The organism is Vibrio gallicus, assembly GCF_024346875.1.
In the GTDB taxonomy this organism is placed as follows: domain Bacteria; phylum Pseudomonadota; class Gammaproteobacteria; order Enterobacterales; family Vibrionaceae; genus Vibrio; species Vibrio gallicus.
Window position 1 is genome coordinate 1,246,978 of record NZ_AP024871.1, and the last position, 25,452, is coordinate 1,272,429.

Genomic DNA, 25,452 nt, shown 5'->3' on the forward strand with positions numbered 1-25,452 from the left:
GATTTAAAAACCACTCCCGAACGTCATTTTAGTTCGAGTTAGCTTGAGTATTGAGCAATTCTTCGACTTTTCCCATAACTAAAGTCAATCCTTGCTCATCAATTTCATTAAAACGACCTATATTTGGGCTATCAATATCCAATACCCCAGCTACTTTACCATTAATTACAAATGGAATAACTATTTCTGAGTTACTTGCTGCATCACAAGCGATATGTCCTTCGAACTGATGAACATCCGCAATGCGTTGCACTGTATTGGTTGCCGCCGCTGTACCACAGACACCTTTCCCCCATGTAATACGCACACAAGCGGGTTTACCTTGGAACGGCCCTAATACTAATTCATCCCCTTGGGTAAGATAAAAACCGACCCAATTAATCGCCTCTAACTCCATCGCCAACACGGCACTAATATTAGACAGATTTGCAATAATATCGGGTTCTCCCGTTATTAACGCCTCAATTTGTAGGCTAACTCTATGATAGTCGGACAGCTTCAAACTTAATCTCCATTATACTTTTTGTAACTAAATCATGTATAAGCCTATACAGTTGCCTCTACAAAATGCAGGATTAACCACGACTGGCTACGCTTAGTCTTTGAATGTACCCTAAATAACCAAGTAATCTCAAGTTACTGCAAGAAGTAGGCATAAATGTATAGCACCATTACCCCCAACATCCCACAAAATGCACTTAGGTTATGCCAAGGCTGTGGGATGGCGGTACAGCACCTTAAACTTGAAAACAAACAAAATGCCTATTGCCCGCGCTGTTCGACTCAACTCTACCGAGGTGCTCGACATTCTTTTTCTGGTGACATAGCGCTGGCGATCAGTGCATTAATGCTTTTTATCCCTGTTATCATCTACCCTTTCTTATCTATTCGATTGGTTGGAGAGGTGATACCGGCAACCGTATTAGATGGTGTACGACTACTCAATGACGAAGGCTACCTCTTTGTTGCCATATTGGTACTACTGTGCGGTTTTCTGGTGCCACTCCTACATTGTAGTTGCGTACTAATGGCAAATTTTGCTCTTAAAACAACGAACTTTCCATTGATGCGTTGGAGTATGTTTGGGGTACATCATCTAAAACATTGGATGATGATAGATGTCTACATTGTGAGTATCGTTATTTGCTGTATCAAACTCAGGGACTATAGTGACTTGATCTTTGGTATCGGTATTCCGATATTGGTGGTATTGCAATTTGTGTGTTTAATATTGGTAATGCGGGTCAGTCCTCGCCGCTATTGGAAGAAGTGGGATAGACAAACACAAACCTTACGTCAGCAACCGCTAAATATTGAGCAAGGTATTGCTGACTGCCCACACTGTCATTTACCACAAAATACGGGCTCTCGATGTCAACGATGCAATAGTAGCCTTACTCAGAATGATTCCCGATCAATTCAAGCAACATGGGCATTAATTATTGTGGCTGCGCTGGCATTAATACCGGCGAATGTCATCCCTATATCTATTTTGTATGCCAATGGTGCTCGCATAGAAGACACCATATTTTCTGGTGTTATTTCACTGGTTAATAGTGATATGGTCGCAATTGCCATTGTTATTTTTGTTGCCAGTATCGTGGTACCCGTGGCTAAGATACTTGGCATTTTGTATTTATTACTTTGTATTCACTTTAAAAGAACCGTCTATCATCGACAACGTATGATGTTGTTTTATATAGTTAAATGGATTGGGAAATGGTCAATGGTAGACATCTTTGTTATGGCTATCATGTTAACCTTGGTCGATAGAGGCCAGATACTTAACTTTACTCCTGGATATGGCGCGGTGGCGTTTGGTGTGGTGGTGGTGTTTACCATGTTTGCCGCAGAAACCCTTGATTCCAAGTTAATCTGGAAAAACTACTCGAATAAGAATGAGAAATGACAGAACAGAATATTCATACACCACCTAAACCTGACATTAAGCGAGCCACTGGCCTCTCACCTTTATGGGCGCTTCCTATCTTGGCCTTGCTACTGGGTGCGTGGCTGCTATTTAAAAGTGTAAATGAATCAGGGCAAATGGTTCGTATCCATTTCCCTAACGCTCAAGGTCTCATTGCCGGCCGTACTACCCTAAGATACCAAGGTCTAGAAGTAGGTATGGTTAAAAAACTTGAGCTTGCTAAAGATCTCAAAGGTATCTACGTCGATGCTGAGGTATCTCGCGATGCAATACAGTTGTTGGGTAAAGATACAAAGTTTTGGTTAGTTAAGCCTACTGCTAGTCTATCAGGGGTATCAGGATTGGATGCCTTGGTCTCAGGCAACTATATCGCCATTCAAAGTGCGACTCGTAAATCAAAAAACTGGCCGAAGGTATTTCAAGCGCTAAGCAAAGCACCACAGGACTTACACAGTTCCAACCCCAATGGATTACGCTTAACACTGCGCAGTAAAGATTTAGGCTCAGTTAATATTGGGTCTAAGATATTGTTTCGTAAAATCCCAATTGGTGAGATCTATAGCTTTGATTTAGACAAAGACGGAAAATCTGTCATTTTAAGGGCCTATATCGACGAGGAATACGACAATATCATCACCAGTGAAAGCCGTTTTTGGAATGTGTCAGGGATTAATGCTCGTGTTGGTTTTGATGGAGTTGACGTAAATCTAGAAAGCCTATCAGCGCTTGTTGGTGGCGGAATTGCCGTTGATTCACCCGCTCAAGGGCATAAGGTGGCGCCGGACACTGAGTTTAAGCTCTACCCTAATCTCGCGACCGCAGGCCGTGGTATCCCTATCACCATAGCGCTGCCCGACCACAATAAAATTAATCCCAGCGGCGCACCCTTGGTTTATCGCGGGATTGAAATTGGACAGATAACGGCGGTCCAATTAAGCAAAGATAAAAAAGATATTATTGCCCAAGCAACGGTAGAGCCTGCCTATCAGGAAATGTTGACTACTGGCGCTCAGTTTCTACTCGAAGAACCGACATTATCTTTGAGTAAGGTTGATAACCTCTCCAATTTGGTTCGAGGTAATTTTTTAACTCTCTTACCTGGAGACGGCGAAGCGACCAGAAACTTCAAGGCTATCAAACAAGATAAACTCAATACATTAGACAACAGTAAACTCGCTATCTCGCTTTTGGCTGACCAAAGCTATGGCCTGGAAGCAGACGCATCGGTGTTGTACCGGGGAATTACCGTAGGTAAAGTGACGTCGTCACAACTTACTAAGCACGGCGTAAAAATAAACCTACTTATTGATGCCCCTTACCGTTATCTGATCCGCTCACAAAATAAGTTTTTTATATCATCAACCGTCTCAGCACAACTGGCTCCTAGCGGCGTTGACGTCAAAATCCCCCCCATTGCTAATCTATTAACTGGCAGTATTAGCTTTTATAGCACGGGTACTAAACAGGTATTAAAACAGTACCCACTGTATTCTAGTGAGCAACTTGCGAAGCTGGCACAAGACTCTAGCAACAACAAGCAAATTATTAGTTTGATTGCTAACGATCTCCCTCCGGTTGCTATAGGCTCTCCACTGTATTACCGCAACCTGCCCGTTGGCCAGGTCATAAGTTACAAGCTTGATGTGTCAGGTATGGTGGTTAAGGTGTTAATTGAGGGGCAGTTCACCCACTTACTCAATAAAAATACAGTGTTTTGGAATCATTCCGGCATTAAAGTCGATGCCAGTTTATCGGGAATCAAGGTTTCGGCTCAGCCCTTGTCTCGCGTTATTAATGGCGGCATCGCTTTTGATACCATTGCAGGTGTGGCAAATAAGTCAGGGAGTAATTTCAAACTATACCCTGATAAAACCTCAGCCCAGCAATATGGTAAATCCATCACGCTTACCGCCACCCAAGCTAATGGCGTTACCACAGGCACTGCGATTACCTATAAAGGGGTTAACGTTGGTGAGGTAACACAGGTTCAGCCCGTATTCACTCACTCTCAAGTCGAAATTGAGGCACGCATTTACCCGCAATATTCAAACAAGATTGCCAAAGCTGGCGCCAAATTTTGGCTTGTTACACCTGAGATAGGATTAAAGGGAATAAAGAATCTCGCCAGTGCGATTGTGCCAACGATTGAGGTGCAACCATCGAATAAGGGCAATACACAGACCCGCTTTTCTCTAGCCCAGTCCAAGCCACAATCTGGAGGGGTCAATTTCTATCTACAGGCCAAATCTAAGGGTTCAGTCTCGGTAGGTACGCCGATATTGTATCGCGAAATAGAGGTTGGACACGTGAGCGATGTGCGTCTAGGTGAGCTTGCTGATCGCGTCATTGTTACGGCTCAGGTAAGCCCTGATTACGCGTATTTGATCAGAGAAAACACCCTATTTTGGAACGTATCTGGACTTGACGTCTCCTTTGGCCTAAGCGGAGCTAATGTAAAATCAGGTACGGTCGAAAGTATTCTTCGGGGGGGGATCGCCTTTGCAACGCCTGAGGATACCAAGCTTACACCTATCGCCAAAGATGGGCGTGCGTTCTATTTGTATAAACAAGCTGATCCGACATGGTTAGAATGGCGCACCGCAATACCTAAAGATTAACCAAACCGAGTCGATTGATTCTTTTAACCTATAGAGAGAAGAATTAGTCTTAAATTAATGAGGGTGTGCTGTTACACTTTGCACGCCCCTTTAACAGCCGGAGCATCTTCGTGCACCCAAATGTATATATCCCTCAGCAGTTTATTGACCTCATGCAACAACAACTGCCTGCTCACCTTGATTTAGACGAACTTCTTGAAGCGTGTCGCAGGCCACTAAAACGCAGCATTCGTGTGAATACGCTAAAGATATCCGTAGCGGATTTTATCGTCCAAGCCAGCGAAATGGGCTGGGTATTGACCCCTATACCTTGGTGTAGTGAAGGGTTTTGGCTTGACAACGAAAGTGAGACAATATCGCTAGGTAATACCAGCCAACATTTATCTGGCCTGTTCTACATTCAAGAAGCAAGCTCAATGGTGCCGGTAAGCGCACTATTAAAAGACCTTGAGATCACCCCAGATATGCGTTTGTTAGATATGGCTGCCGCTCCTGGCTCTAAAACAACGCAGCTCGCAGCTGCACTTAACGGTAACGGCTTAGTTGTTGCGAATGAATACGCCGCGAGCCGGGTCAAAATATTGTTTGGCAATCTCATGCGCTGTGGGGTTGGCAACATGGCACTCACCAATTTTGATGCACGCGTATTTGGGGGTTGGCTACCAGAGACCTTCGATGCCATCTTGTTGGATGCGCCGTGTTCAGGTGAAGGGTCACTACGAAAAGACGCCGATGCCATGAAAAACTGGAGCCTTGAATCGGTTACTGATATTTCCAACACTCAGCAAGACCTAATCGAAAGTGCCTTCCACGCACTGAAGCCAGGTGGCACTTTAGTGTATTCAACCTGCACTCTCAATACTCAAGAAAACCAAGGGGTTGTATCACACCTTTTAGATACCTTTGACGATGCGATTGAAAGTATTCCGCTAGATGGCTTATTTGAAGGGGTTGAGCACTCATTGACAGAGCAAGGGCATATTCACGTCTACCCGCAGGTTTATGACTGTGAAGGTTTTTTTATTGCTAAGTTTCGAAAAGTGGATTCAGTTACACCGCCAAAGGTTAAAAAGCGCCTAGGTAAATTCCCATTCTCTCCTCTCACTAGGAAGGAGTGTGACACGGTAACTAAAGCATTTAAGCACAGTGTTGATATTGAGATACCCGGCAGCTTTAAATTGTGGCAAAGGGATAATGAAATTTGGTTATTCCCTGCCCCAATTGAATCATTATTGCGTCAGCTTAGATTTCAAAGAATTGGGATTAAGTTGGCTGAAACACATAAGAAAGGCTACCGCTGGCAACATCAAGCCATAACCGCATTATGTAATAACAGTGAATCTAGTGCGGTCGAACTGTCAGTAGACGATGCTAGGCAGTGGTATATGGGGCGTGATATCCGTCCAGAGTCAGAAAATAAGCAAGGTGAGGTATTAGTCCGCTATCAAGGTGTCACTATTGGCCTTGGTAAATGGGTAGGAAATAGGATAAAGAACGGGCTACCTAGAGAAATGGTGCGTGATACGAACCTCTTCTAGTGAGTACTCTACAGATAAAAATGCCACTGACTTGTAGAAAGGGAAAGCTATACTAAACTTAGATAATTAATTAGCGTAGGCTCTTTTGATAAAGAGCCATTCCCCAAAGCCTAGGTGAGGATAACCTAGGCTCTTTTTTTGATTCTATTTAACCTGATGTATGCCATCTTTTTCTATGGTGATGAGTCCTTTCTTATACAGACCACCGATAGACTTCTTAAACGTACCTTTACTTGCTCTAAACAAATTGAAGATTGTATCTGGCGCAGATTTATCATTCACTGGCAAAAATCCATCTTTCTTTTGCAGTAAAGTCATGATCTTATCACTAAGATCATCTAACTTCTCTGAACCTACTTTCTGTAACGCTAGGTCAATTTTTCCATCTTCGCGAACTTGTTTCACATAGCCTTTAAGACGCTTACCGACAAAGATTTTACCAATCACATCAGAGCTAAATATCATGCCCCAATGTTCGCCATTAACTATTGCCTTAAAGCCCAAGTCACTACGCTCAGCAATGATCAATTCAACTTGCTGATTTGTTTTATAGTGTTTAGGGGTTTTATCTAGTAGCTTGTTGAATTTGGTTGTCCCAACAATACGACCACTGGCTTTATCACTATACACGTATACTAAGACGGTTTGTCCTTCACTAAAACGAGCACGTTGCTCGCCATAAGGAACAAGTAGGTCTTTTTTCTCGATACCCCAATCAGCAAAAGCGCCGGTGCTATTAACGCTACTAATGCGCATTAGCCCCCACTCTCCAACTTGTGCTACTGGGGTTTCACGCGTTGCACACAATTCATTATTGGAATCAAAATAAAGGAACACCTTAAGGTATTGCCCAACCTCAAGCTCTGCGGGCTTTTGCTTTTTAGGCAGTAATACTGAGCCATAATCGTCAGCATCTAAAAACACCCCAAACTCTTCAATTTGAGTAACTTTTAAGTTGTTAATGGTTCCAACTTTGATCATTGTGTCTCTCTGTGTAGTGCGGGACGTTCACCGTCCCAGAAAAGATTCGAGGTGATTGTAGTGTGCAAAACAAACTTTACAAGCTATTTAGCCTTTTAGCACCACATCCGTGCTCAAAAAGTCGTTCAATAAATCATGGATTTTATCGGATTGGTACGCACTCTCAGGCAACAATAATATATGGGATTTATTGGCCGCTTGAGCATTGCCGAACGCACGACTCACAAGCTCTAGTACGGGTTCGTTATCTAAAGATAAGGCTTGCGAAACGTGTTCATTGGACATATCAACACCCAAGGTCAATTGCGCTAGAACTTCTAGATCAACCACTACACCATCGAAATATTTTAGAAGGCGCTCACTCAGCAGTGCCGCTGAAGGTGTATCAGCCCCAAATAACACGCGCAGACCATTAAGCCCACGCGGTAATCCCTGCTCTGCTAACGCATCAATAACACGCGCAGCATCACTTAAACTTTTAACAAACGGTACCACAACCTCAATGGCGATGCCCTTAGCGCGTAGTGATTTGATTATCTCACATTCACGGATGAAGGGTTTCTTACAGTTGCTGTCTGTATAACGAGCGACACCACGAAGCCCTACTAAAGGGTTTTGTTCTTGTGCTTCAATATCACCACCAATAAGAGATGCCAAATCTTTACTATCACAGCTGTTTAATTCAAAGCGCACCCGTTGGTCTGGCTGAATATCTAAAGCGTCAATAACCACAGCCAAGGTCGCATCGTAACATTCATCGATGCTGCGACCTTCCAAGATGGTATTAAGCGCCATTTCATCACCTTCACCAAGAGGCTCTCGCTCATCAAGTAAGCTTGGGTGAAAGAAAAGACGCTCTTGAAGAAAGTCACCTAAAGAAAGAAATACATGTGGAGCAGACTGCGAAGTATGTTGAATTGAGCTGCCAACTGAATGTTTAGACTGGGACATGGGCTTCCTTGAAATCTCTGTATAAAGGTTTTTTACCAACATACCACCAAAGTATAGCGAGCCCAAGCGTCATTACGCCTTTCAACGTAAAACAGGGCTTATTGTGCAGCTGATGTGATTAAAACTTATTCAATTATATGACAAACTACGATAAAACTGCTTTTCACGTTTATTCATACATATATTTCCGTTATCTTTAAGGTCTGCTGATCCCAGCCTAATTTAACTAATTAAGAAGCTTGATATGCCTTTACAAACTGATGAGTTACGAACTCAAGCCCTAGGTCCACTACCTACACCAAGTGAATTATCAGCCAATCATCCTTTGACTGACGAAGTTGCTAAACACATCGACGACTCTCGTAAACAAATTCAAGATATTTTGAATGGTAAAGACAATCGTCTACTTGTCATCGTAGGCCCATGCTCTATTCATGACCCACAAGCGGCATTAGATTATGCTAACCGCTTAGCGGCCGTTCAAGAGCAGTATCAAGATCAATTATTTATTGTAATGCGTACTTACTTTGAGAAGCCTCGTACTATTATCGGCTGGAAAGGTCTGATTACAGATCCAAATCTTGATGGCAGTTACGCGTTGGAAACTGGCCTAAATATGGCAAGACAGCTTCTACTTGACGTTAATAAGCTTGGACTTGCTACTGCCACTGAGTTTTTAGACATGATTACAGGCCAATATATTACTGACCTTATTTCATGGGGTGCTATTGGTGCACGTACTACTGAATCACAGATTCACCGTGAAATGGCGTCTGCTTTGTCATGCCCTGTTGGCTTTAAAAATGGAACCAACGGTAACGTTAAGATTGCTATCGACGCTGTCCGCGCATCAAAAGCGTCCCACTACTTCTACTCACCAGACAAAAATGGTCGCATGACTGTTTATAGAACTGCGGGCAACCCACATGGTCACGTTATCTTACGTGGTGGTGATACTGGTCCTAACTTTGACTCACAATCAATCCAAGCAGCGTGTTCAGCATTGGGTGACGTTGGTTTGCCACAGCGCTTAATCGTCGATTTTAGCCATGCTAACTGTCAGAAACAGCACCGCCGTCAACTGGATGTAGCCAAAGATATCGCACAGCAGATTGAATCTGGCAGCACTCAAATTGCAGGAATTATGGCTGAAAGCTTCATAGAGGAAGGCAATCAACCGATGAACGACCTAACTTCATTGGAATATGGTAAATCCATCACAGATCCATGCTTAAGTTGGGAGCATACCGTTGAGATGCTTGATATCCTTTCTAGTGCAGTAAAGACTCAACAATAAGGAAAAACAGATGCCTTCATTTGACATCGTTTCAGAAATTGAAAGCGTTGATGTTCGCCACGCGGTAGAAAATGCTAACCGTGAGCTTGCTACGCGCTTCGATTTTCGTGGTATTAAAGCAAGCTTTGAATTTAAAGATGACCAAGTAAAGTTGGCAGCAGAAGCCGACTTCCAGTTAAAACAGATGCGAGATATCCTGCGTAGCGCCCTCACCAAACGTGGTGTTGATGTAAATAGCATGGAATCGCAGAAAGAAGATGCCTCTGGCAAAAACTGGTATCAAACGATTATTTTTAAGCAAGGCATTGATAAAGACATGGCTAAAAAGATCGTTAAGCTTGTTAAGGATAACAAGGTTAAGGTTCAGGCTAGTATTCAAGGTGATAAAGTTCGTATCACAGGCAAAAAAAGAGATGACCTTCAAGCTAGTATCGCGCTGATTAAGCAGAGCGAATTAGGTCAACCTTTCCAATATGAAAACTTTCGTGACTAATCTTGGTTAGTTGCATACAAAAATGGAGCCTTTTAGGCTCCATTTTTTAAAGACTTCTCAACAATTCAACATTATCAAAGCCAAGCTCTATCTCCGCTTCTAACATCGAGTTAAGTCTAGGCAATAAGATAACAACATTAGTAGATTTGTGTTTTTGAACCTCTAACATGGGTTTAAGTTCCACCATCGATGTCCATGTGTCACGCTCAGCGTCTCGGCGTACACCTTCAATAAACACTGGCTGGATATCTTTATGCACAAACACCATTTCAGCGTTTTGCATCAGTCGTAATGCTTTAAGACTCAACAGCTCAAAATCATCACCTGTCTCAACCCAAAACACCTTAAAACTTGGTTCGAATCTTTGACTAGCTAACAGTGCGTGATACGCAGTTTCAAGCTCACTATAATGTTGCGCCTTTAATACCGCGGCGCTACTAAAAAATGCCTCCCAAAAAAGTCGCCGCTTTCTTACATCAGATAGATACTGTTTAATATCTTCACGTTTACTAGACGCAAAATCCGCGTGCAGCGCCAAATTTTGCGGTAACACCGCCTCAAATAACTTGCGCAAATTACGAATAAGTACCGGAGATGCCCCCCCACTTGAAAAGGCAATCTGAACCTTACCTCTTTCAATCATTGATGGCGTAATAAAGTCACAATATGGCGTATCATCAACAACATTAACCATGATTCCAGCGCGTTTTGCATCATGGTGCACCCGATGATTGAGCTGTGGATTGTCTGTTGTTGCCCATACCTGAATAAAGTCATCTATTAATTCAGAGCGATAAAAGGACTTTATCCATATAATAGCTTGTTGATGGTACTGATCTGCTAGATACGGATCGAGTCTAGGAGATACAACAGTAACTAATGCCCCAGCTTTAATTAATGCCTCTACCTTGCGACAAGCAACCTCACCTCCACCAACCACCAATACAGGTTTGTGATTTAGATCATAAAACAGCGGAAAGTATTGCATAAACGCCCTTAGTTGTTAAAAAATTACTGGCTAATATCTTGCTGTGAAATGGTGCATTGAAAATATCCTACACTTGCAACCTGTAGATACTTACTTCAAATAAATAACTATATACAATTTATAATATGGTAAATAACCACAAATTCAGAGCAAATATTCAAGCCTGATAATAAGGATACGCATAAATCTTGTTTCACCAAAATTGATCAAGCCCGCACTATTTACAAACGCATAACATTTCGTCATTCTAGTTACGTGATTTGCACGTATCTAACAAATTGTAGTCAATTGAGATACTTAGCAAGCTCTACTACTTTGTAAGTGGGTTTTAAAAATATGCCCCACTTTGGTGACTCAAACAAGGTGTTTTGATACATCAAAGTCACGTTGAGAGTGATATCACATCACTATGGAAATTACATACAAGGATACGAAGAGATGGCAAAAAAACTCACCATTCTAGCTTCAGTAATAGCAGCTTCAACTGCAGTCGTTGCTACCTCTGCTAGCGCAGCAGATAGCACATTAGACAAGGTTTTGGCGGCTGGTTCATTAACCTGTGGCGTGAGCACTGGTCTTCCTGGTTTTTCTAACCCGAACTCTAAAGGTCAATGGGAAGGTATTGATGTCGAATACTGCCAAGCAGTTGCCGCAGCGGTACTTGGAGATAAAACAAAAGTAAAATATGTTCCTTTAACCGCAAAAGAGCGTTTCACCGCCCTACAATCTGGTGAGATTGATATCCTATCACGTAACACCACATGGACTCAGCACCGTGATACTGCTCTCGGTCTCAACTTTGTTGGCGTCAATTACTATGATGGGCAAGGCTTCATGGTCAAAAAAGACCTAGGCGTTAAAAGTGCTAAAGAGCTTGATGGCGCAGCAGTTTGTGTTCAATCCGGTACCACCACTGAGCTTAACCTTGCCGACTATTTCCGTGCATCAGGTATGAGCTATAAGCCAGTCGTATTTGATACAGCAGCACAAACGTCTGCTGGATTTGACGCAGGTCGCTGTGATGTTCTAACTACAGACCAATCAGGCCTATATGCACTTCGTCTTAATCTGAAAGATCCAACATCAGCCGTTGTTCTTCCTGAAATCATCTCAAAAGAGCCACTAGGCCCTGTTGTGCGTCAAGGTGATGACAAGTGGTTTAACGTCGCTAAGTGGACACTCAACGTAATGATTAACGCAGAAGAATACGGGATTACATCAAAGAACGCGGATCAAATGCTGAAATCTACAGATCCAAACGTTAAACGTATCCTAGGTGTTGATGGTCCAAAAGGCACAGCTTTAGGCCTTAAGGATGATTGGGGCTATCAAGTAGTTAAGCAAGTTGGTAACTACGGTGAGAGCTTCGAACGTACAGTAGGTACAGGTTCTCCTCTACAAATTAGCCGCGGTGTTAACGCACTATGGAACGCAGGTGGTTTCATGTACGCGCCACCACTACGTTAATAATCATGTGTTAAGGAAACTGAGGGCGGCATCGCCGCCCTTATTTTATACGGATATAAAATTTTAGGATGTAGTATGAATCCAACGAAGGTTTCCCAAGACGAAGGCACAACAGCCTCTCGCAAAACTAACCTCCTCTACAACCCCACATTTCGCTCAGTTGCGTTTCAAATTATTGCTATCTCTGCTCTGGTTTGGTTTTTCTATACCATAGTAAGCAATGCGTTAGGTAACCTAGAAGCGCGGGGAATCGCCACCGGATTCGATTTCTTATCAAAAGAAGCGGGATTTGGTATTGGCTTACACCTTATCGAATATGATGAGACATTTAGCTACGGTCGCACCTTTTTTGTCGGCCTATTAAACACCGCATTAGTTTCTGTGCTGGGTATTATATGTGCAACAATACTCGGTTTTACCATGGGTATTGCCCGTTTATCGAGTAACTGGCTAGTCAGTCGCTTAGCCGCAGTTTATATTGAAGTTTTTCGAAATATCCCACTGCTATTGCAGATCTTCTTCTGGTATTTCGCAGTACTACAGGCGCTTCCATCACCGCGACAAAGCTTAAGTCTTGGTGAGGCGATTTTTTTAAATGTACGTGGCTTGTACTTCCCTGCACCTTCGTTTGAAGCAGGCAGTGGATTTGTTATTGCCGCACTAGTGATTGGCGCTATCGCCTCTATCTTTATTAAAGTATGGGCTGGCAATAAGCAGAAACTCACCGGTCAACAAACTCCCGTTGGTCGCATTGCATTAGGGTTAATAGTCGGTTTACCCGTAGTGGTTTACTTCTTGGCGGGAATGCCTATTTCAGCAGAGATGCCGGAACTTAGAGGGTTCAACTTCCAAGGTGGTATCAGCATTATTCCCGAGCTAGCCGCTCTAACAATTGCGTTATCTATTTATACCGCCTCGTTTATCGCTGAGATTGTTCGCTCTGGTATCAATGCCGTAAGCCACGGTCAAACCGAAGCTGCTATGTCACTTGGTTTACCTAGAAGCCGCACCCTGCGCTTTGTGGTTATTCCGCAGGCGCTACGCATCATCATTCCACCACTAACAAGCCAGTACTTAAACCTGACCAAAAACTCCTCTTTGGCAATGGCTATTGGGTATCCAGATTTAGTCTCTGTTTTCGCAGGTACGACACTTAACCAAACTGGTCAAGCGATAGAGATTATTGCAATGACGATGGGCGTCTATCTAACTCTGAGTTTACTTACCTCGTTAGTCATGAATATTTATAACCGTAAAGTCGCACTGGTGGAGAGATAAGCATGAAGGTACATCAATTTCAGCCAGACCTTCCACCACCGGGTAATTCGGTTGGTATCGTAGGCTGGTTACGCAAGAACCTATTTAATAGTCCAGTAAACTCAATTGTAACCATAATTTTAGGCTATTTAGTTTTTAGCCTTGTTACCAACGTCTTAAGTTGGGCATTTATTAATGCCGATTGGATAGGCACCACCCGTGATGATTGCAGCAGCGCCGGCGCTTGCTGGGTATTCATTAGTGTGCGCTGGGAACAATTTATGTACGGCTTTTACCCTGAAGCCGAGTTGTGGCGCCCGCGCCTATTCTACGCAACACTGGCCATATTTATTGCCGCTTTGGTATATGAGAAAACACCAAAACGCACTTGGATTTGGTTGTTTTTCGTAAATGTATATCCGTTTATTATCGCAGCTCTGCTATACGGTGGTGTATTTGGATTAGAAGTAGTCGACACCCATAAATGGGGCGGTTTACTTGTTACCCTTATCATCGCGTTAGTTGGTATTGTCGTATCTCTTCCAATTGGGGTGCTACTAGCCTTAGGTCGCCGCTCTGAGATGCCTATAATCCGCAGTATTTGTACCATTTACATTGAGGTATGGCGGGGTGTTCCTCTCATTACTGTACTGTTTATGGCCTCAGTTATGTTGCCGCTATTCCTGTCTGAAGGTACAGAAACCGATAAATTACTGCGTGCGTTAATCGGTGTAGTCATGTTCAGTGCTGCTTATATGGCGGAAGTAATTCGAGGAGGGCTGCAGGCCATTCCAAAGGGACAATATGAGGCCGCTGACGCTCTTGGGCTCTCATACTGGAAGAAAATGCGTTTAATTATTCTTCCACAAGCGCTTAAAATTACTATTCCCTCTATCGTTAATACCTTTATCGGGTTGTTTAAGGATACCAGTTTGGTACTTATCATCGGTATGTTCGATGTATTGGGTATTGGTCAGTCAGCAAACACCGATCCAGAGTGGCTCGGGTTCGCTATCGAAAGCTATGTATTTGTCGCGTTAGTGTTCTGGGTATTTTGTTTTGGCATGTCGAGGTACTCGATTTGGCTAGAAAACAAATTGCACACGGGTCACAAACGATAATTATCAAGGACGTATTATGACGCAACAACAAGACTACATGATCCAACTAAAGGACATGAACAAGTGGTACGGTGATTTTCACGTATTAAAGAACATCAATCTTGAGGTTAAGAAAGGTGAAAAAATCGTAATCTGTGGCCCTTCCGGCTCTGGAAAATCGACTATGATTCGCTGTATAAATCGATTAGAAGAGCACCAAAAAGGACAGATTATTGTTCAAGGTACTGAACTAACCGAAGATCTAAAGAACATAGAGGCGGTCCGTAAAGAGGTCGGTATGTGTTTCCAGCACTTCAACCTATTTCCGCACCTAACGGTATTAGAAAATTGCACTCTAGCACCTATCTGGGTCAAAAAGATGCCTAAAAGCGAAGCAGAAGCGGTTGCTATGAAGTATCTCGAACGCGTAAAAATACCAGATCAAGCTGAAAAATACCCAGGTCAGCTCTCAGGTGGTCAACAACAGCGCGTAGCCATTGCTCGCTCTTTATGTATGAACCCACAAGTCATGCTGTTCGACGAACCGACTTCAGCACTCGACCCTGAGATGGTACGTGAGGTGCTTGATGTTATGGTTGAGCTAGCAGAAGAAGGCATGACTATGCTTTGTGTTACCCACGAAATGGGTTTTGCTAAAGAGGTAGCAGACAGAGTGATATTTATGGATGCTGGTGAAATAATCGAAGAAAACAACCCGGTTGAGTTTTTTGAAAATCCACAGTCTGACCGTACTCAGAACTTCCTTTCGCAGATCCTTCATCACTAATTGCAACGTAGTTAACAGTTTAGGGCAGCTCACGCTGCCCTATTTGTTGCTATATGACGTACACTCTAATAATGAGATTAAATCTGTATCTAGCCACAAGCATGAGCCTTACAGATTAAAAACACAGCACATGAAATGCATTGTTACAATTTGCAATTCACGCATGCTGTGCTTTTACTTATTATAGCGCTTGAAAAATGGAACTTTTCACCCAATATAATTACTAATTACCTAAAGGTCTTTTTGAGGAAAACTATGAACAGTCCAATGGTTTCACGTACTCGCTCTCAAGAGAGTGTATTACAAACTAACAAGGTGCTTCGCAACACCTACTTCTTGTTGTCACTTACCCTACTTTGGTCTGCGCTTGTTGCCGCGTTCTCTATGGCAATGAACCTACCACGTCCAGGGTTAATCCTGATGCTTGTTGGCTTTTATGGTCTTCTATTCCTAACCGAAAAGAATCGTAACAACAGCATGGGCTTAGTGTTTACCTTCTTATTCACTGGCTTCTTAGGCTATACCACAGGCCCTATACTAAATATGTATATTGGCGCGGGTATGGGCGATGCAATTATTACTGCTCTGGGCGGTACTGCCTTAGCATTTATGGGTGCATCAGCGTACGCTCTAACCACTAAGCGTGACCTTTCGGTACTGAATGGCGTATTGATGGCTGGCTTTGTCGTGTTGCTTATCGGTATGGTTGCTAATATTTTCTTGCAGATGCCACTTCTTCATCTTGCAATGAGTGGGATGTTTATTATGTTCTCAACGGGTATCATTTTGTTGACGACTCAACAGATCGTACGTGGTGGTGAAACTAACTACATCTCTGCAACCGTATCACTATACGTATCTATCTATAACATGTTCATCAGCCTACTTAGTATTCTAGGTATTATGAATAACGACTAATCTTTCATCAGTCGTCTATTTTAAAAGCTCGCACAGGTTGCGGGCTTTTTTGTTTTTACCGATAATTTATAAAAATAGAATACAGAGACCGTTATGTTTGTATATCAAGATAAGCAGATTGAAACTGATACTGAGGGGTATCTGCTAAATTTCCAAGAATGGGAAGAAGGCATGATACAGGTATTAGCAGAGCAAGAAGGCATTGAGCTCACTGACGCCCATTTAGAGGTGGTGCACTTTGTTAGGGCGTTCTATTTAGAGTTTAATACATCTCCAGCTGTGCGCATGCTAGTCAAAGCCATTGAAAAAGCGCACGGCCCTGAAAAAGGCAATAGTAAATACCTGTTCAAACTGTTTAAACAGGGCCCTGCAAAACAAGCTACTAAACTGGCCGGGTTACCAAAACCTGCAAAATGCTTATAGTATTTTAAAGCCGCTATGGTGCTGAAACGGTATTGGTTGGGCGTCTAATGACTCTACCGATGCCGTTATTGGCCCCTGTTGTAGCCACTTCGCCAGCTGTGCTACACGCATTTCTTCTCCGCAAGCGACGACCTCAACACTGCCATTATTTAGATTTTTAGCATAGCCACTCAAACCTAATTTTAAACCTTGATGGGCAGTATGATATCGAAACCCAACCATTTGCACTCGCCCTTTAACTAAAAACTGACAACACACATCCATTTGAACCTCCACATTTCTGCCTTTGATCAGTATATACCCAGCTGACCCAACAGATATGGGTTAGCATTTGCTTTTAACTGTCTCATCAACCACAATGACACAAAATTTCCTATCGAGACCCAATATGAGTGCATCAATTACCCTAGCTAAAGGACGTGACAAATCCGTTCGTCGTCGTCATCCGTGGATATTTTCTCGCGGAATCGACAGCGTCAAAGGCGAACCCGAGTTAGGAGAAACCGTTGATGTATATGCAAATAACGGGCAGTGGCTTGCTAAAGCGGCTTATTCACCTAATTCCCAAATCCGAGCTCGAGTTTGGACCTTTACTAAACAAAATATCGACAAAGCCTTCTTTGTTTCTCGTATTAAAAGTGCTATTTTAATTCGAGAAGCGTTTATTGAACAAGGTGGATTAACGGGTTACCGTCTGATTGCTGCTGAATCCGATTCCATGCCAGGCGTGACTATCGATAAGTATCAAGATTACCTAGTATGCCAATTTCTAAGTGCTGGTTCAGAGTTTCATAAACAGAATATCGTTGATGCGCTGATTGAATGCTTCCCTGAGTGCACAGTTTACGAGCGCTCAGATGTGGCAGTGCGTAAAAAAGAAGGTTTGCAAGAAACCACTGGCGTGCTACATGGTAATGCCCCAACCGAACCGATTATCATTGAAGAAAATGGTATAAAAATCCAAGTTGATATCTTGTCTGGGCATAAAACTGGCTTCTATCTCGACCAGCGTGACAGTCGCTTACAGTCAATGAAATACGTCAAAGGCAAACAAGTTCTCAATTGCTTTAGCTATACGGGTGGTTTTGGGTTATACGCTCAAAAAGGTGGTGCAGAGCGGGTCATCAATATCGATGTTTCACAACCGGCACTGGATATCGCAAAACAGAACTCAGAAATTAATGGATTTGCTCCCAAACAAGCGGTGTTTTTAAACGCAGATGTGTTTAAAATATTACGTGAATATCGTGACCAAAAAACCAAGTTCGATGTTGTGATAATGGATCCACCAAAGATGGTGAGCTCTAAATCCAACCTCACCAGTGGAGCCCGCGGTTATAAAGACCTCAATATGCTAGCGATGCAGATCCTTAAACCTGGTGGTACCCTTCTTACCTATTCTTGTTCTGGGTTAATGGAAAGCAACCTCTTTCAAAAGATAATTGCTGACGCCGCACTTGATGCAGGACGTGAAGTGAAGTTTGTTGAAAGCTTCACTCAAGCCCAAGACCACATCATAGATAGCGCCTACCCTGAAGGCTTATACCTCAAAGGCTTTGCTGCCAAAGTACTATAAATATAATATAAGGCTCGCAATCGCGAGCCTTATTCATTTATTCACTCTTAACTATCAGCTGGTTTAACAGTTCACTCGAATCAAACACACCGCCATCACTGATACTGTCACCAAATTGCCCCCTAACATCTTGGATAATAATGGTTTGAGTGCCTGTTTGATGCTCAATTTCTAGGGCAATATCTTGCTCAGTAACTGACACTTCAACATTAGAAAGCAGTTCATCTAGATCTGAACTATCAGTGGCATTTAATAGCTCATCAAAGTTCAGTAAATCTTCACCTACAGAGAAATTAGTTACAATGTCAGTACCGCTATCTAATGCAACTTCGGTCCAAATAAACGTATCAGATTGCTCACTACCAGTGAGGACATCATCACCGAGTTGTGCTAACAGTTGTTGAGTTTGTCCCACATCTAGCATGAGGCTATCTACATTGAGAGCATCTTCGATTTGGATATTAACCTCATCTTGCGATCCTTTCGGAGCACCGATATTCACATCCACTAACTGTGCGGTAAAGGTCTCAATACCTTCGTTATCAGCGTCAACATTGGCCTCGATAATAATCGAGATCAAATCACCATCAGAATTCCCCGGTCGAACCGTTTTGTCCGCGCCAGAAATATTAGTCACCGTTACCACATGACCGCTATCCGTTGCGTAAGAAGAGGCTATGTAATCAGACGTAGTTTCCAACCTAATGCCGTAGTCGTCAGATGACGCGGTTGCAGTCGCCGCAGCGGTGACAAAGGTAAAGATAAGACTACCACCATCTCGAATTACAACCTTACCGCCTTCTAATAGTTTAACCGCAATTGCTTTGTTAGCATCTTGGCCTTCAATCACCGATACCAAAGACTTGGGTGTCAATCCCCACGCCGCATCATTTTCTGTAGAAAGCTCTATATTGACACTAGCCTCATCCACCTCTCCACTGGGATCTGAGACTTTAAGGGCTAGCTGATGCACTCCTGAATCACTATCGCGTAAGTCCGTATTTAGGGAGATCTCCCCTGTATCTGGGTCAATATCGAACACCCCATAACTTAAACTGCCATCACTAAATGAATAGGAAAGTGGATCGTTATCCGTATCATACGCCGTTACGGTATTGATGATATCTCCTGAACCAAACTCACTGGCTTTAATCACGCCAAAGTCATACACATCATCGTTTATAGGGCTATCTTGGGTGTCTGACCCTGACAGAAACTCTGGGGCGTGATTGCTTTGACCATTATCAATGATGATCAATGGCAGTTCGATAGATTTACTGGCTGTATCACCATTACTCGTTTCGGTACTAATTGCAGTAACCGTCACGTTATATTCACCCGCAATTGGTACGTTTGCCTTTAAGCTAGCAAGATCTAAATCAGTAACGTCAGCAATACCATCAGCCCCCACCACGAGCTCTTTACCATCACTATCTTTAATAATTGTCCCCTGTGGTAGCCCAGACATAACCACATTTAGAGTTTCACTATCATCAATATCAGTTAAGGCTGCACCGAGGTCCCAAAGGTCGACAAAGCTACCTTCGAGCCCTTTCGCATCTGATGATTCTAAGACTAAGTTATCGACAATAGCACCATAACTATTTGCATCTGTAGATTGAAGAATCAGTCGATAGTTACCTTCCGTATCTGAAGGTAAGGTAATCTGAATATCTCGCTCCCAAGAGTTATCATTCGGCCTAAATTGATACAGAGTTTCGGCTTCCTCCATAATCGGATTTCCTTGGTCGTCGAGTCTTACCCAGATTACATTTAAGTCACTATCGCCATTTTGCCAACGTCGCGCAGCAGCATCAAAACTGAAGCTATAATAACGCCCCTCTTCAACGCTGAGATCGGTATAGATAGAGTTATCTCCTCGGTCTCCTTCAACCTCTAGTACAAGATTATCTTTACTCGCACCACTGCGATAGACAGATTCTCGGCCAATCTCTACCTTGTTATCATCATTTGCATACCAAGTACCAAGAGTATTCCCTCCTAGTACTTGGCTAACATCAATATTTGAGCTCCAGTTTCTATTTTCACCTAGCAACGGCCCTGCATCTTGGAAATCAATCAATGCGACTTTTTGTTCATTGACTACCCACAGCTTGGGCTCATCAGCTATCGCTGAAATATCTATAGTAACCGTCTGTTGATTGCTTTCTGAGTTGCCATCTGACACTGAGTATTCAAAACTCGCATAGCTCTGCTTTTGGTCTCCTAAACCTGCATCATCAAATTCATCATCACCAGATGCGTTAAGCTCTGGTATGAAAATAAGATTGCCTGCTGCTATATCAAGTTGTGAGATAACATCACCAGTCTCTACTGATGTCCAAACCCCATCAATGAGTAGTTGCAATTCCCCTTCTATAGGAAGCGACGTAATTACGATTGAAAGTTCATTATCCGCTGTATCTTGATCGCTAGTATTAAATTGCGCCCAATTGAATGCTAGAGCAGTATCTTCCATCCCCGACACATTAAATGATTCGCTCGTTGGCGTATCATTCACCAAGTCAACTGTAGGCGTGCCTTGGTCGCTACCAGAGAGCCCACCTTCTTTATTCTCAGTCACAGTCAGGTCAATCTCAGGCAGTGCATTACCGCCATTCACCCAATCTGCGCCTTTATCGGTCAGCACTACCTTGCCGCCTTGCAGCTGGTAGTAGCCATCCGAGTTGGACTCACCGGTAAAGTTCACAGTGACCGCATCGCCTTCTTCATCAAAGGTGCTGTAGGTGGCAACTTCACTGCCTTCAACAACATCGTCTTCGGTAACGCTACCGGCCACAATGTCAATGCTCGGCGCATCGTTTACCAAGTCAACTGTAGGCGTACCTTGATCGCTACCAGAGAGCCCACCTTCTTTATTCTCAGTCACAGTCAGGTCAATCTCAGGCAGTGCATTACCGCCATTCACCCAATCTGCGCCTTTATCGGTCAGCACTACCTTGCCGCCTTGCAGCTGGTAGTAGCCATCCGAGTTGGACTCACCGGTAAAGTTCACAGTGACCGCATCGCCTTCTTCATCAAAGGTGCTGTAGGTGGCAACTTCACTGCCTTCAACAACATCGTCTTCGGTAACGCTACCGGCCACAATGTCAATGCTCGGCGCATCGTTTACCAAGTCAACTGTAGGCGTACCTTGATCGCTACCAGAGAGCCCACCTTCTTTATTCTCAGTCACAGTCAGGTCAATCTCAGGCAGTGCATTACCGCCATTCACCCAATCTGCGCCTTTATCGGTCAGCACTACCTTGCCGCCTTGCAGCTGGTAGTAGCCATCCGAGTTGGACTCACCGGTAAAGTTCACAGTGACCGCATCGCCTTCTTCATCAAAGGTGCTGTAGGTGGCAACTTCACTGCCTTCAACAACATCGTCTTCGGTAACGCTACCGGCCACAATGTCAATGCTCGGCGCATCATTCACCAAGTCAACTGTAGGCGTGCCTTGGTCGCTACCAGAGAGCCCACCTTCTTTATTCTCAGTCACAGTCAGGTCAATCTCAGGCAGTGCATTGCCGCCATTCACCCACTCGGCGCCTTTATCGGTCAGCACTACCTTGCCGCCTTGCAGCTGGTAGTAGCCATCCGAATTGGACTCACCGGTAAAGTTTACAGTTACAGCGTCACCTTCTTTGTCCCATGTTTCATACGTGGCGACGCTGTCGCTCTCATCAACCTCACCTTCGTAAACAGTTAGCGGAGTAATTTCAATAGTTGGCGCATCATTTGCTCCAGTAACAACTATGGTAATGGTTTTGACATCACTTGAAGCGCCATCGTCATCCACTGCGTTGTAATCAAAGCTTACTTCCCTAGTATCACCAGAAGAAAGATCATCAAACTGCCCTTGGGGATCAAAGCTAAAACTGCCGTCTGATTCAAAAATTAGTCTGCCACTTTCAACGTCTTTAACCAATTCATAGCCAACGATCTCTCCATCGCTATCATCTGCAACTGGGACTGCACCAGCAAACGTACTATCTTCATTGGTCTCAAAGATAGCGTCGCCTGCTTGAGGAGGTGTATTAACTAACTCAACTGTTTCACTAATAAACTGAAAAATAATACTTTGCTGTTGTGGGGTTATCAGCACATCATCAAGGCCAAAGGTATCGAATACGGTTTGCGCGATGGTTTCTGCCCCATCTCTTTGTATGGCCGCCGAGGTAGTGAGGCTTGAACCTTCATCTCGGTCTTGTGATTGAATATCTTCTTCATCATCACTTAATGTTTGAATAACCCGACCTACACTAGCAGTGACATCAACAGATTGAATCTGTAGATCAGTAACTACGTCAACGCGCAACTGAGATACAACATCCTCAGGGACAATCATCGGGCCATCACCTACAGATAATATGACTTCACCTGGTGAGGTTGGATAATTAGGGGGGACTATTTTGAGGTTGCCTTCAGCGTCGACAATGATCCATCCATCGCCAAATACAACGTCTTGTGCTAATGAGATACCTTCCATGCTTTCTCCTTAGGTATAACCTGAATAAATGACACTCATTCCCTGAGTCAATAATTCAATACCACGCTCAATACATATAGGTTCACTCTACCTTAAAATAATAGGTCATTCCTACAATATTTATTAGCCAAGTTGCATAGGTTGTTGTTGAAATAAAAAAATAGCAAAACTATTATGAACTTATAGAAAGTATTTTATGTAGCCTTGTAATAAGAGGGTTATATGTTTAGGTCAGTGTAAAGGATTACAGGAGACGACCTTGAATAAATTCAAGCTAACAGCGCTTGCGATAGCCAGTGTATTGTCAACACCAGTATCGGCTCAATCATTAGAGCAAGCGATATCATACACGCTGCAAACTAACCCTGAAGTCAAAGCCTCATACAATGACTTCATGTCTTACGTTTATGACAACAAAGCCGCAGTACGAGAGTATTACCCTAAAGTGGACTTAATTGCAGGCGTAGGTTGGGAAAACTATCAAGCAGATCGAACTAACCGTGATGACGACTACACCGCTGTCGACGCTTCAATAAAGTTGACCCAGTTGTTGTGGGATGGTTCAGGGACACTGCACAATATGGACCGCACCGCGGCTGAGGCTGAATCATTGCGTTATAAGGTACTAAGTGATGCTTCAGATAAAGCCCTAGATGTTGTTAAGGTTTATCTAGATGCACTAAAAGCGTATGAGGTCCTTGCCCTATCAGAGAGTAACCTTGCCACTCATAAAAAGATTTTCCAAGACATTAAAAAACGCACAGAATCAGGTATAGGTTCCACCGCAGACCTGTCTCAAGTACAGGCACGCATTGCCAAAGCGCACGGAAACCTATTAGCTGCGCAAAACAACCTATTTGATTCACATACTCAATTTACGCGTCTGGTTGGTCAAACCCCTCAAGGGCTTGTATTTCCAAGAGCAGATGACACCAAAATACCATTGACGATTACTGAAGCGATTGACTTGGCGGTAACCAAACACCCAGTGATCAAGACCGCCCAAGTCGATGTAGATGCGGCAAAGTTCCAATATAAGCAATCAAACAGTCCAAATCTGCCTACCTTCACCGTAGAGGCGGGATATGATTATTTTGACGATGCGGAAGGGGTCGCAGGACGACGTGATGAGATGAATGCCACCTTGCGTATGCGTTATAACCTGTTTAATGGCGGTGTAGACTCAGCCAACAAAGACCGCTCTGCCTATCAGATGAATAAAGCTAAAGATCTGCGCGACCGTGCATTTCGCTCAGTTGAAGAAGGGTTACGCTTGTCATGGAGTGCCCATGACCTAACCTTGCAAGAAAAAGAGTTTCTTGCGGATCACGTCGATGCCGCATCAGATACAGTTGTTGCATATGGTAAGCAGTACCGCATTGGCCGTCGCACCCTATTAGACTTACTTAATACAGAAAACGAATTATTTGAATCGCGCAAAGGCTATGTCGACTCCCTATATGCAGAACAATACGCTAAATATCGCATATTGAACGCAACCGGCACCCTGCTTGAATCCTTACTGGTCGATATTCCCGAAGAATGGAATACAGCGGTGGAGTACTAATTATGAAAAAAGTCCTAATTATCTCATTGACGAGCTTATTGCTTTTCGGCTGTGCCAACGATACTGAAACATACATGGAAACGCCTCTTCCCGAGCAGCAAGCGGATCTGCGCGATTTCGACAACGACGGCGTCATCAATGCTAGGGATAAGTGTCCCGGCACCCCTCGAGGCGCAGAAGTCAGCAACGATGGATGCGAAGAATATTATGAAGTAACCCAGCAACAAACACTCAAGATACTGTTCCAGAATAACTCCACCGAAGTAAATCCTGTGTTTGGCAGCCAGATTGAAGGAATGGCTGAGTTTCTCAAGGAATACCCTGAAACCTCCGTTGAGCTTAAAGGGTTTGCGAGTACACCTGGGAGCAATACCTACAACATAGAATTATCTCGTAATCGAGCCATAGTGGTACAAGATAAGATCATCTCATTTGGGGTAGACCCAAACCGCATCGCTATCGTAGGTTTTGGTGAGGAAGAAAGCACTTCGGACGATCCGACAACTGAAGCACTAGACCGCCGAGTTGAAGCTACTGTCGTTGGTTTTAAAGGTGATTTTATTAAGCAGTGGACCATATTTACCAAACTGCCTAAATAGACACCCTATGCCGTTACATAAGCCGGGATTTTCCCGGCTTTTTTATGTCTATTTGTTTCAGCTTCAAAGGGTTAAGCATGATACACTGAAATAAATCACTTCTGAGGATACAAAGTATGAGTCAATTAACCGATAACCTAGAGCTGAATCTAGAGCTTTTCATCGAAGAATGCACCAACACTAAGCTAGTTTGGGGTTTAAAAAACGAAGATGGTTGGCTAGCCGTTGATTCCACAGAGTTTGAAGAAAGTGAAGTTATGCCATTTTGGTCAAATAGCCAAGATGCTGCAGCTCACAATGTCGAAGAGTGGTCAGATTTTGAAGTACAAGAAATTCCACTCGATATCTTTGTAGAAGACTGGCTTATCACTCTATCTGAAGATGGTGTTTTAGTTGGCACTAACTGGAATGCGCAGCTTGAAGGCAAAGAGATCGAGCCGCAGACACTCGCTAAGCTGTTTGTAAAATAA

General features: G+C 43.4%; 21 protein-coding genes. 15 read left to right on the forward strand and 6 right to left on the reverse strand.

The window, feature by feature from the left end; all coding sequences use genetic code 11:
- Positions 1-28 precede the first annotated feature (28 nt).
- On the reverse strand, positions 29-502 hold the full coding sequence (locus OCU28_RS05785; RefSeq protein ID WP_261817380.1) for a GAF domain-containing protein: 474 nt from the start codon (positions 500-502) through the stop codon (positions 29-31).
- Positions 503-658: 156 nt separating this feature from the next.
- Here OCU28_RS05785 and OCU28_RS05790 point away from each other — a divergent pair, with 156 nt between their 5' ends.
- From OCU28_RS05790 to rsmF, 3 genes are all read left to right on the forward strand, one after another.
- Positions 659-1,909: a paraquat-inducible protein A gene (locus tag OCU28_RS05790; RefSeq protein ID WP_261817381.1), complete on the forward strand. Its 1,251-nt coding sequence runs from the start codon at positions 659-661 to the stop codon at positions 1,907-1,909.
- On the forward strand, positions 1,906-4,548 hold the full coding sequence (locus OCU28_RS05795; protein ID WP_261817382.1) for a PqiB family protein: 2,643 nt from the start codon (positions 1,906-1,908) through the stop codon (positions 4,546-4,548). Before OCU28_RS05790 ends, OCU28_RS05795 begins: the two co-directional genes overlap by 4 nt.
- Positions 4,549-4,658: 110 nt before the next feature.
- A complete protein-coding gene (gene rsmF, locus OCU28_RS05800; RefSeq protein WP_261817383.1) occupies positions 4,659-6,086 on the forward strand; it encodes a 16S rRNA (cytosine(1407)-C(5))-methyltransferase RsmF in 1,428 nt (475 codons plus the stop codon).
- A 144-nt stretch (positions 6,087-6,230) separates the two neighbouring features.
- On the opposite strand, the gene OCU28_RS05805 is transcribed toward rsmF, so the two are convergent.
- Positions 6,231-7,067 (reverse strand): CvfB family protein, encoded by an 837-nt coding sequence (locus tag OCU28_RS05805; protein WP_261817384.1) that lies wholly within the window; start codon positions 7,065-7,067, stop codon positions 6,231-6,233.
- An 87-nt stretch (positions 7,068-7,154) separates the two neighbouring features.
- On the reverse strand, positions 7,155-8,018 hold the full coding sequence (locus tag OCU28_RS05810) for a putative PEP-binding protein (protein ID WP_261817385.1): 864 nt from the start codon (positions 8,016-8,018) through the stop codon (positions 7,155-7,157).
- Positions 8,019-8,262: 244 nt separating this feature from the next.
- Here OCU28_RS05810 and OCU28_RS05815 point away from each other — a divergent pair, with 244 nt between their 5' ends.
- A complete protein-coding gene (locus OCU28_RS05815; RefSeq protein ID WP_261817386.1) occupies positions 8,263-9,315 on the forward strand; it encodes a 3-deoxy-7-phosphoheptulonate synthase in 1,053 nt (350 codons plus the stop codon).
- A gap of 10 nt (positions 9,316-9,325) precedes the next feature.
- Positions 9,326-9,808, forward strand: a complete 483-nt coding sequence (locus OCU28_RS05820; protein WP_261817387.1) for a YajQ family cyclic di-GMP-binding protein — start codon at positions 9,326-9,328, stop codon at positions 9,806-9,808.
- A gap of 46 nt (positions 9,809-9,854) precedes the next feature.
- On the opposite strand, the gene OCU28_RS05825 is transcribed toward OCU28_RS05820, so the two are convergent.
- On the reverse strand, positions 9,855-10,796 hold the full coding sequence (locus tag OCU28_RS05825) for a precorrin-2 dehydrogenase/sirohydrochlorin ferrochelatase family protein (protein WP_261817388.1): 942 nt from the start codon (positions 10,794-10,796) through the stop codon (positions 9,855-9,857).
- 438 nt (positions 10,797-11,234) lie between these two features.
- On the opposite strand from OCU28_RS05825, the gene OCU28_RS05830 reads away from it, so the two are divergent.
- From OCU28_RS05830 to OCU28_RS05855, 6 genes are all read left to right on the forward strand, one after another.
- Positions 11,235-12,263, forward strand: a complete 1,029-nt coding sequence (locus tag OCU28_RS05830) for an amino acid ABC transporter substrate-binding protein (RefSeq protein ID WP_261817389.1) — start codon at positions 11,235-11,237, stop codon at positions 12,261-12,263.
- A 75-nt stretch (positions 12,264-12,338) separates the two neighbouring features.
- Positions 12,339-13,541, forward strand: coding sequence for an amino acid ABC transporter permease (locus OCU28_RS05835; protein ID WP_261817390.1), 1,203 nt, complete (start codon positions 12,339-12,341; stop codon positions 13,539-13,541).
- 2 nt (positions 13,542-13,543) lie between these two features.
- Positions 13,544-14,641: an amino acid ABC transporter permease gene (locus tag OCU28_RS05840; RefSeq protein ID WP_261817391.1), complete on the forward strand. Its 1,098-nt coding sequence runs from the start codon at positions 13,544-13,546 to the stop codon at positions 14,639-14,641.
- A gap of 16 nt (positions 14,642-14,657) precedes the next feature.
- Positions 14,658-15,407 (forward strand): amino acid ABC transporter ATP-binding protein, encoded by a 750-nt coding sequence (locus OCU28_RS05845; RefSeq protein WP_261817392.1) that lies wholly within the window; start codon positions 14,658-14,660, stop codon positions 15,405-15,407.
- Positions 15,408-15,662: 255 nt separating this feature from the next.
- Positions 15,663-16,325 carry a Bax inhibitor-1 family protein gene (locus OCU28_RS05850; RefSeq protein ID WP_261817393.1) on the forward strand — a complete coding sequence of 221 codons (663 nt, stop codon included), beginning with the start codon at positions 15,663-15,665 and terminating at the stop codon, positions 16,323-16,325.
- A 93-nt stretch (positions 16,326-16,418) separates the two neighbouring features.
- A complete protein-coding gene (locus OCU28_RS05855) occupies positions 16,419-16,748 on the forward strand; it encodes a TusE/DsrC/DsvC family sulfur relay protein (RefSeq protein ID WP_261817394.1) in 330 nt (109 codons plus the stop codon).
- Here OCU28_RS05855 and yccX read toward each other — a convergent pair.
- Complete coding sequence (gene yccX, locus OCU28_RS05860) at positions 16,743-17,012, reverse strand: acylphosphatase (RefSeq protein ID WP_261817440.1); 270 nt, start codon at positions 17,010-17,012, stop codon at positions 16,743-16,745. The two genes, OCU28_RS05855 and yccX, sit on opposite strands and share 6 nt — an antisense overlap.
- Before the next feature lie 124 nt (positions 17,013-17,136).
- On the opposite strand from yccX, the gene OCU28_RS05865 reads away from it, so the two are divergent.
- Complete coding sequence (locus OCU28_RS05865) at positions 17,137-18,324, forward strand: class I SAM-dependent methyltransferase (RefSeq protein WP_261815291.1); 1,188 nt, start codon at positions 17,137-17,139, stop codon at positions 18,322-18,324.
- A gap of 37 nt (positions 18,325-18,361) precedes the next feature.
- Here OCU28_RS05865 and OCU28_RS05870 read toward each other — a convergent pair whose 3' ends face one another.
- Complete coding sequence (locus OCU28_RS05870) at positions 18,362-22,816, reverse strand: Ig-like domain-containing protein (RefSeq protein ID WP_261815292.1); 4,455 nt, start codon at positions 22,814-22,816, stop codon at positions 18,362-18,364.
- A 259-nt stretch (positions 22,817-23,075) separates the two neighbouring features.
- Between OCU28_RS05870 and OCU28_RS05875 the strand changes: the two genes are divergently transcribed.
- The 3 genes from OCU28_RS05875 to OCU28_RS05885 all read left to right on the forward strand — a co-directional run bounded on the left by OCU28_RS05875 (position 23,076) and on the right by OCU28_RS05885 (position 25,452).
- Positions 23,076-24,383: a TolC family outer membrane protein gene (locus OCU28_RS05875; protein ID WP_261815293.1), complete on the forward strand. Its 1,308-nt coding sequence runs from the start codon at positions 23,076-23,078 to the stop codon at positions 24,381-24,383.
- Positions 24,384-24,385: 2 nt separating this feature from the next.
- On the forward strand, positions 24,386-24,982 hold the full coding sequence (locus OCU28_RS05880; RefSeq protein WP_261815294.1) for an OmpA family protein: 597 nt from the start codon (positions 24,386-24,388) through the stop codon (positions 24,980-24,982).
- Positions 24,983-25,098: 116 nt separating this feature from the next.
- A complete protein-coding gene (locus tag OCU28_RS05885) occupies positions 25,099-25,452 on the forward strand; it encodes a DUF2750 domain-containing protein (protein ID WP_261815295.1) in 354 nt (117 codons plus the stop codon).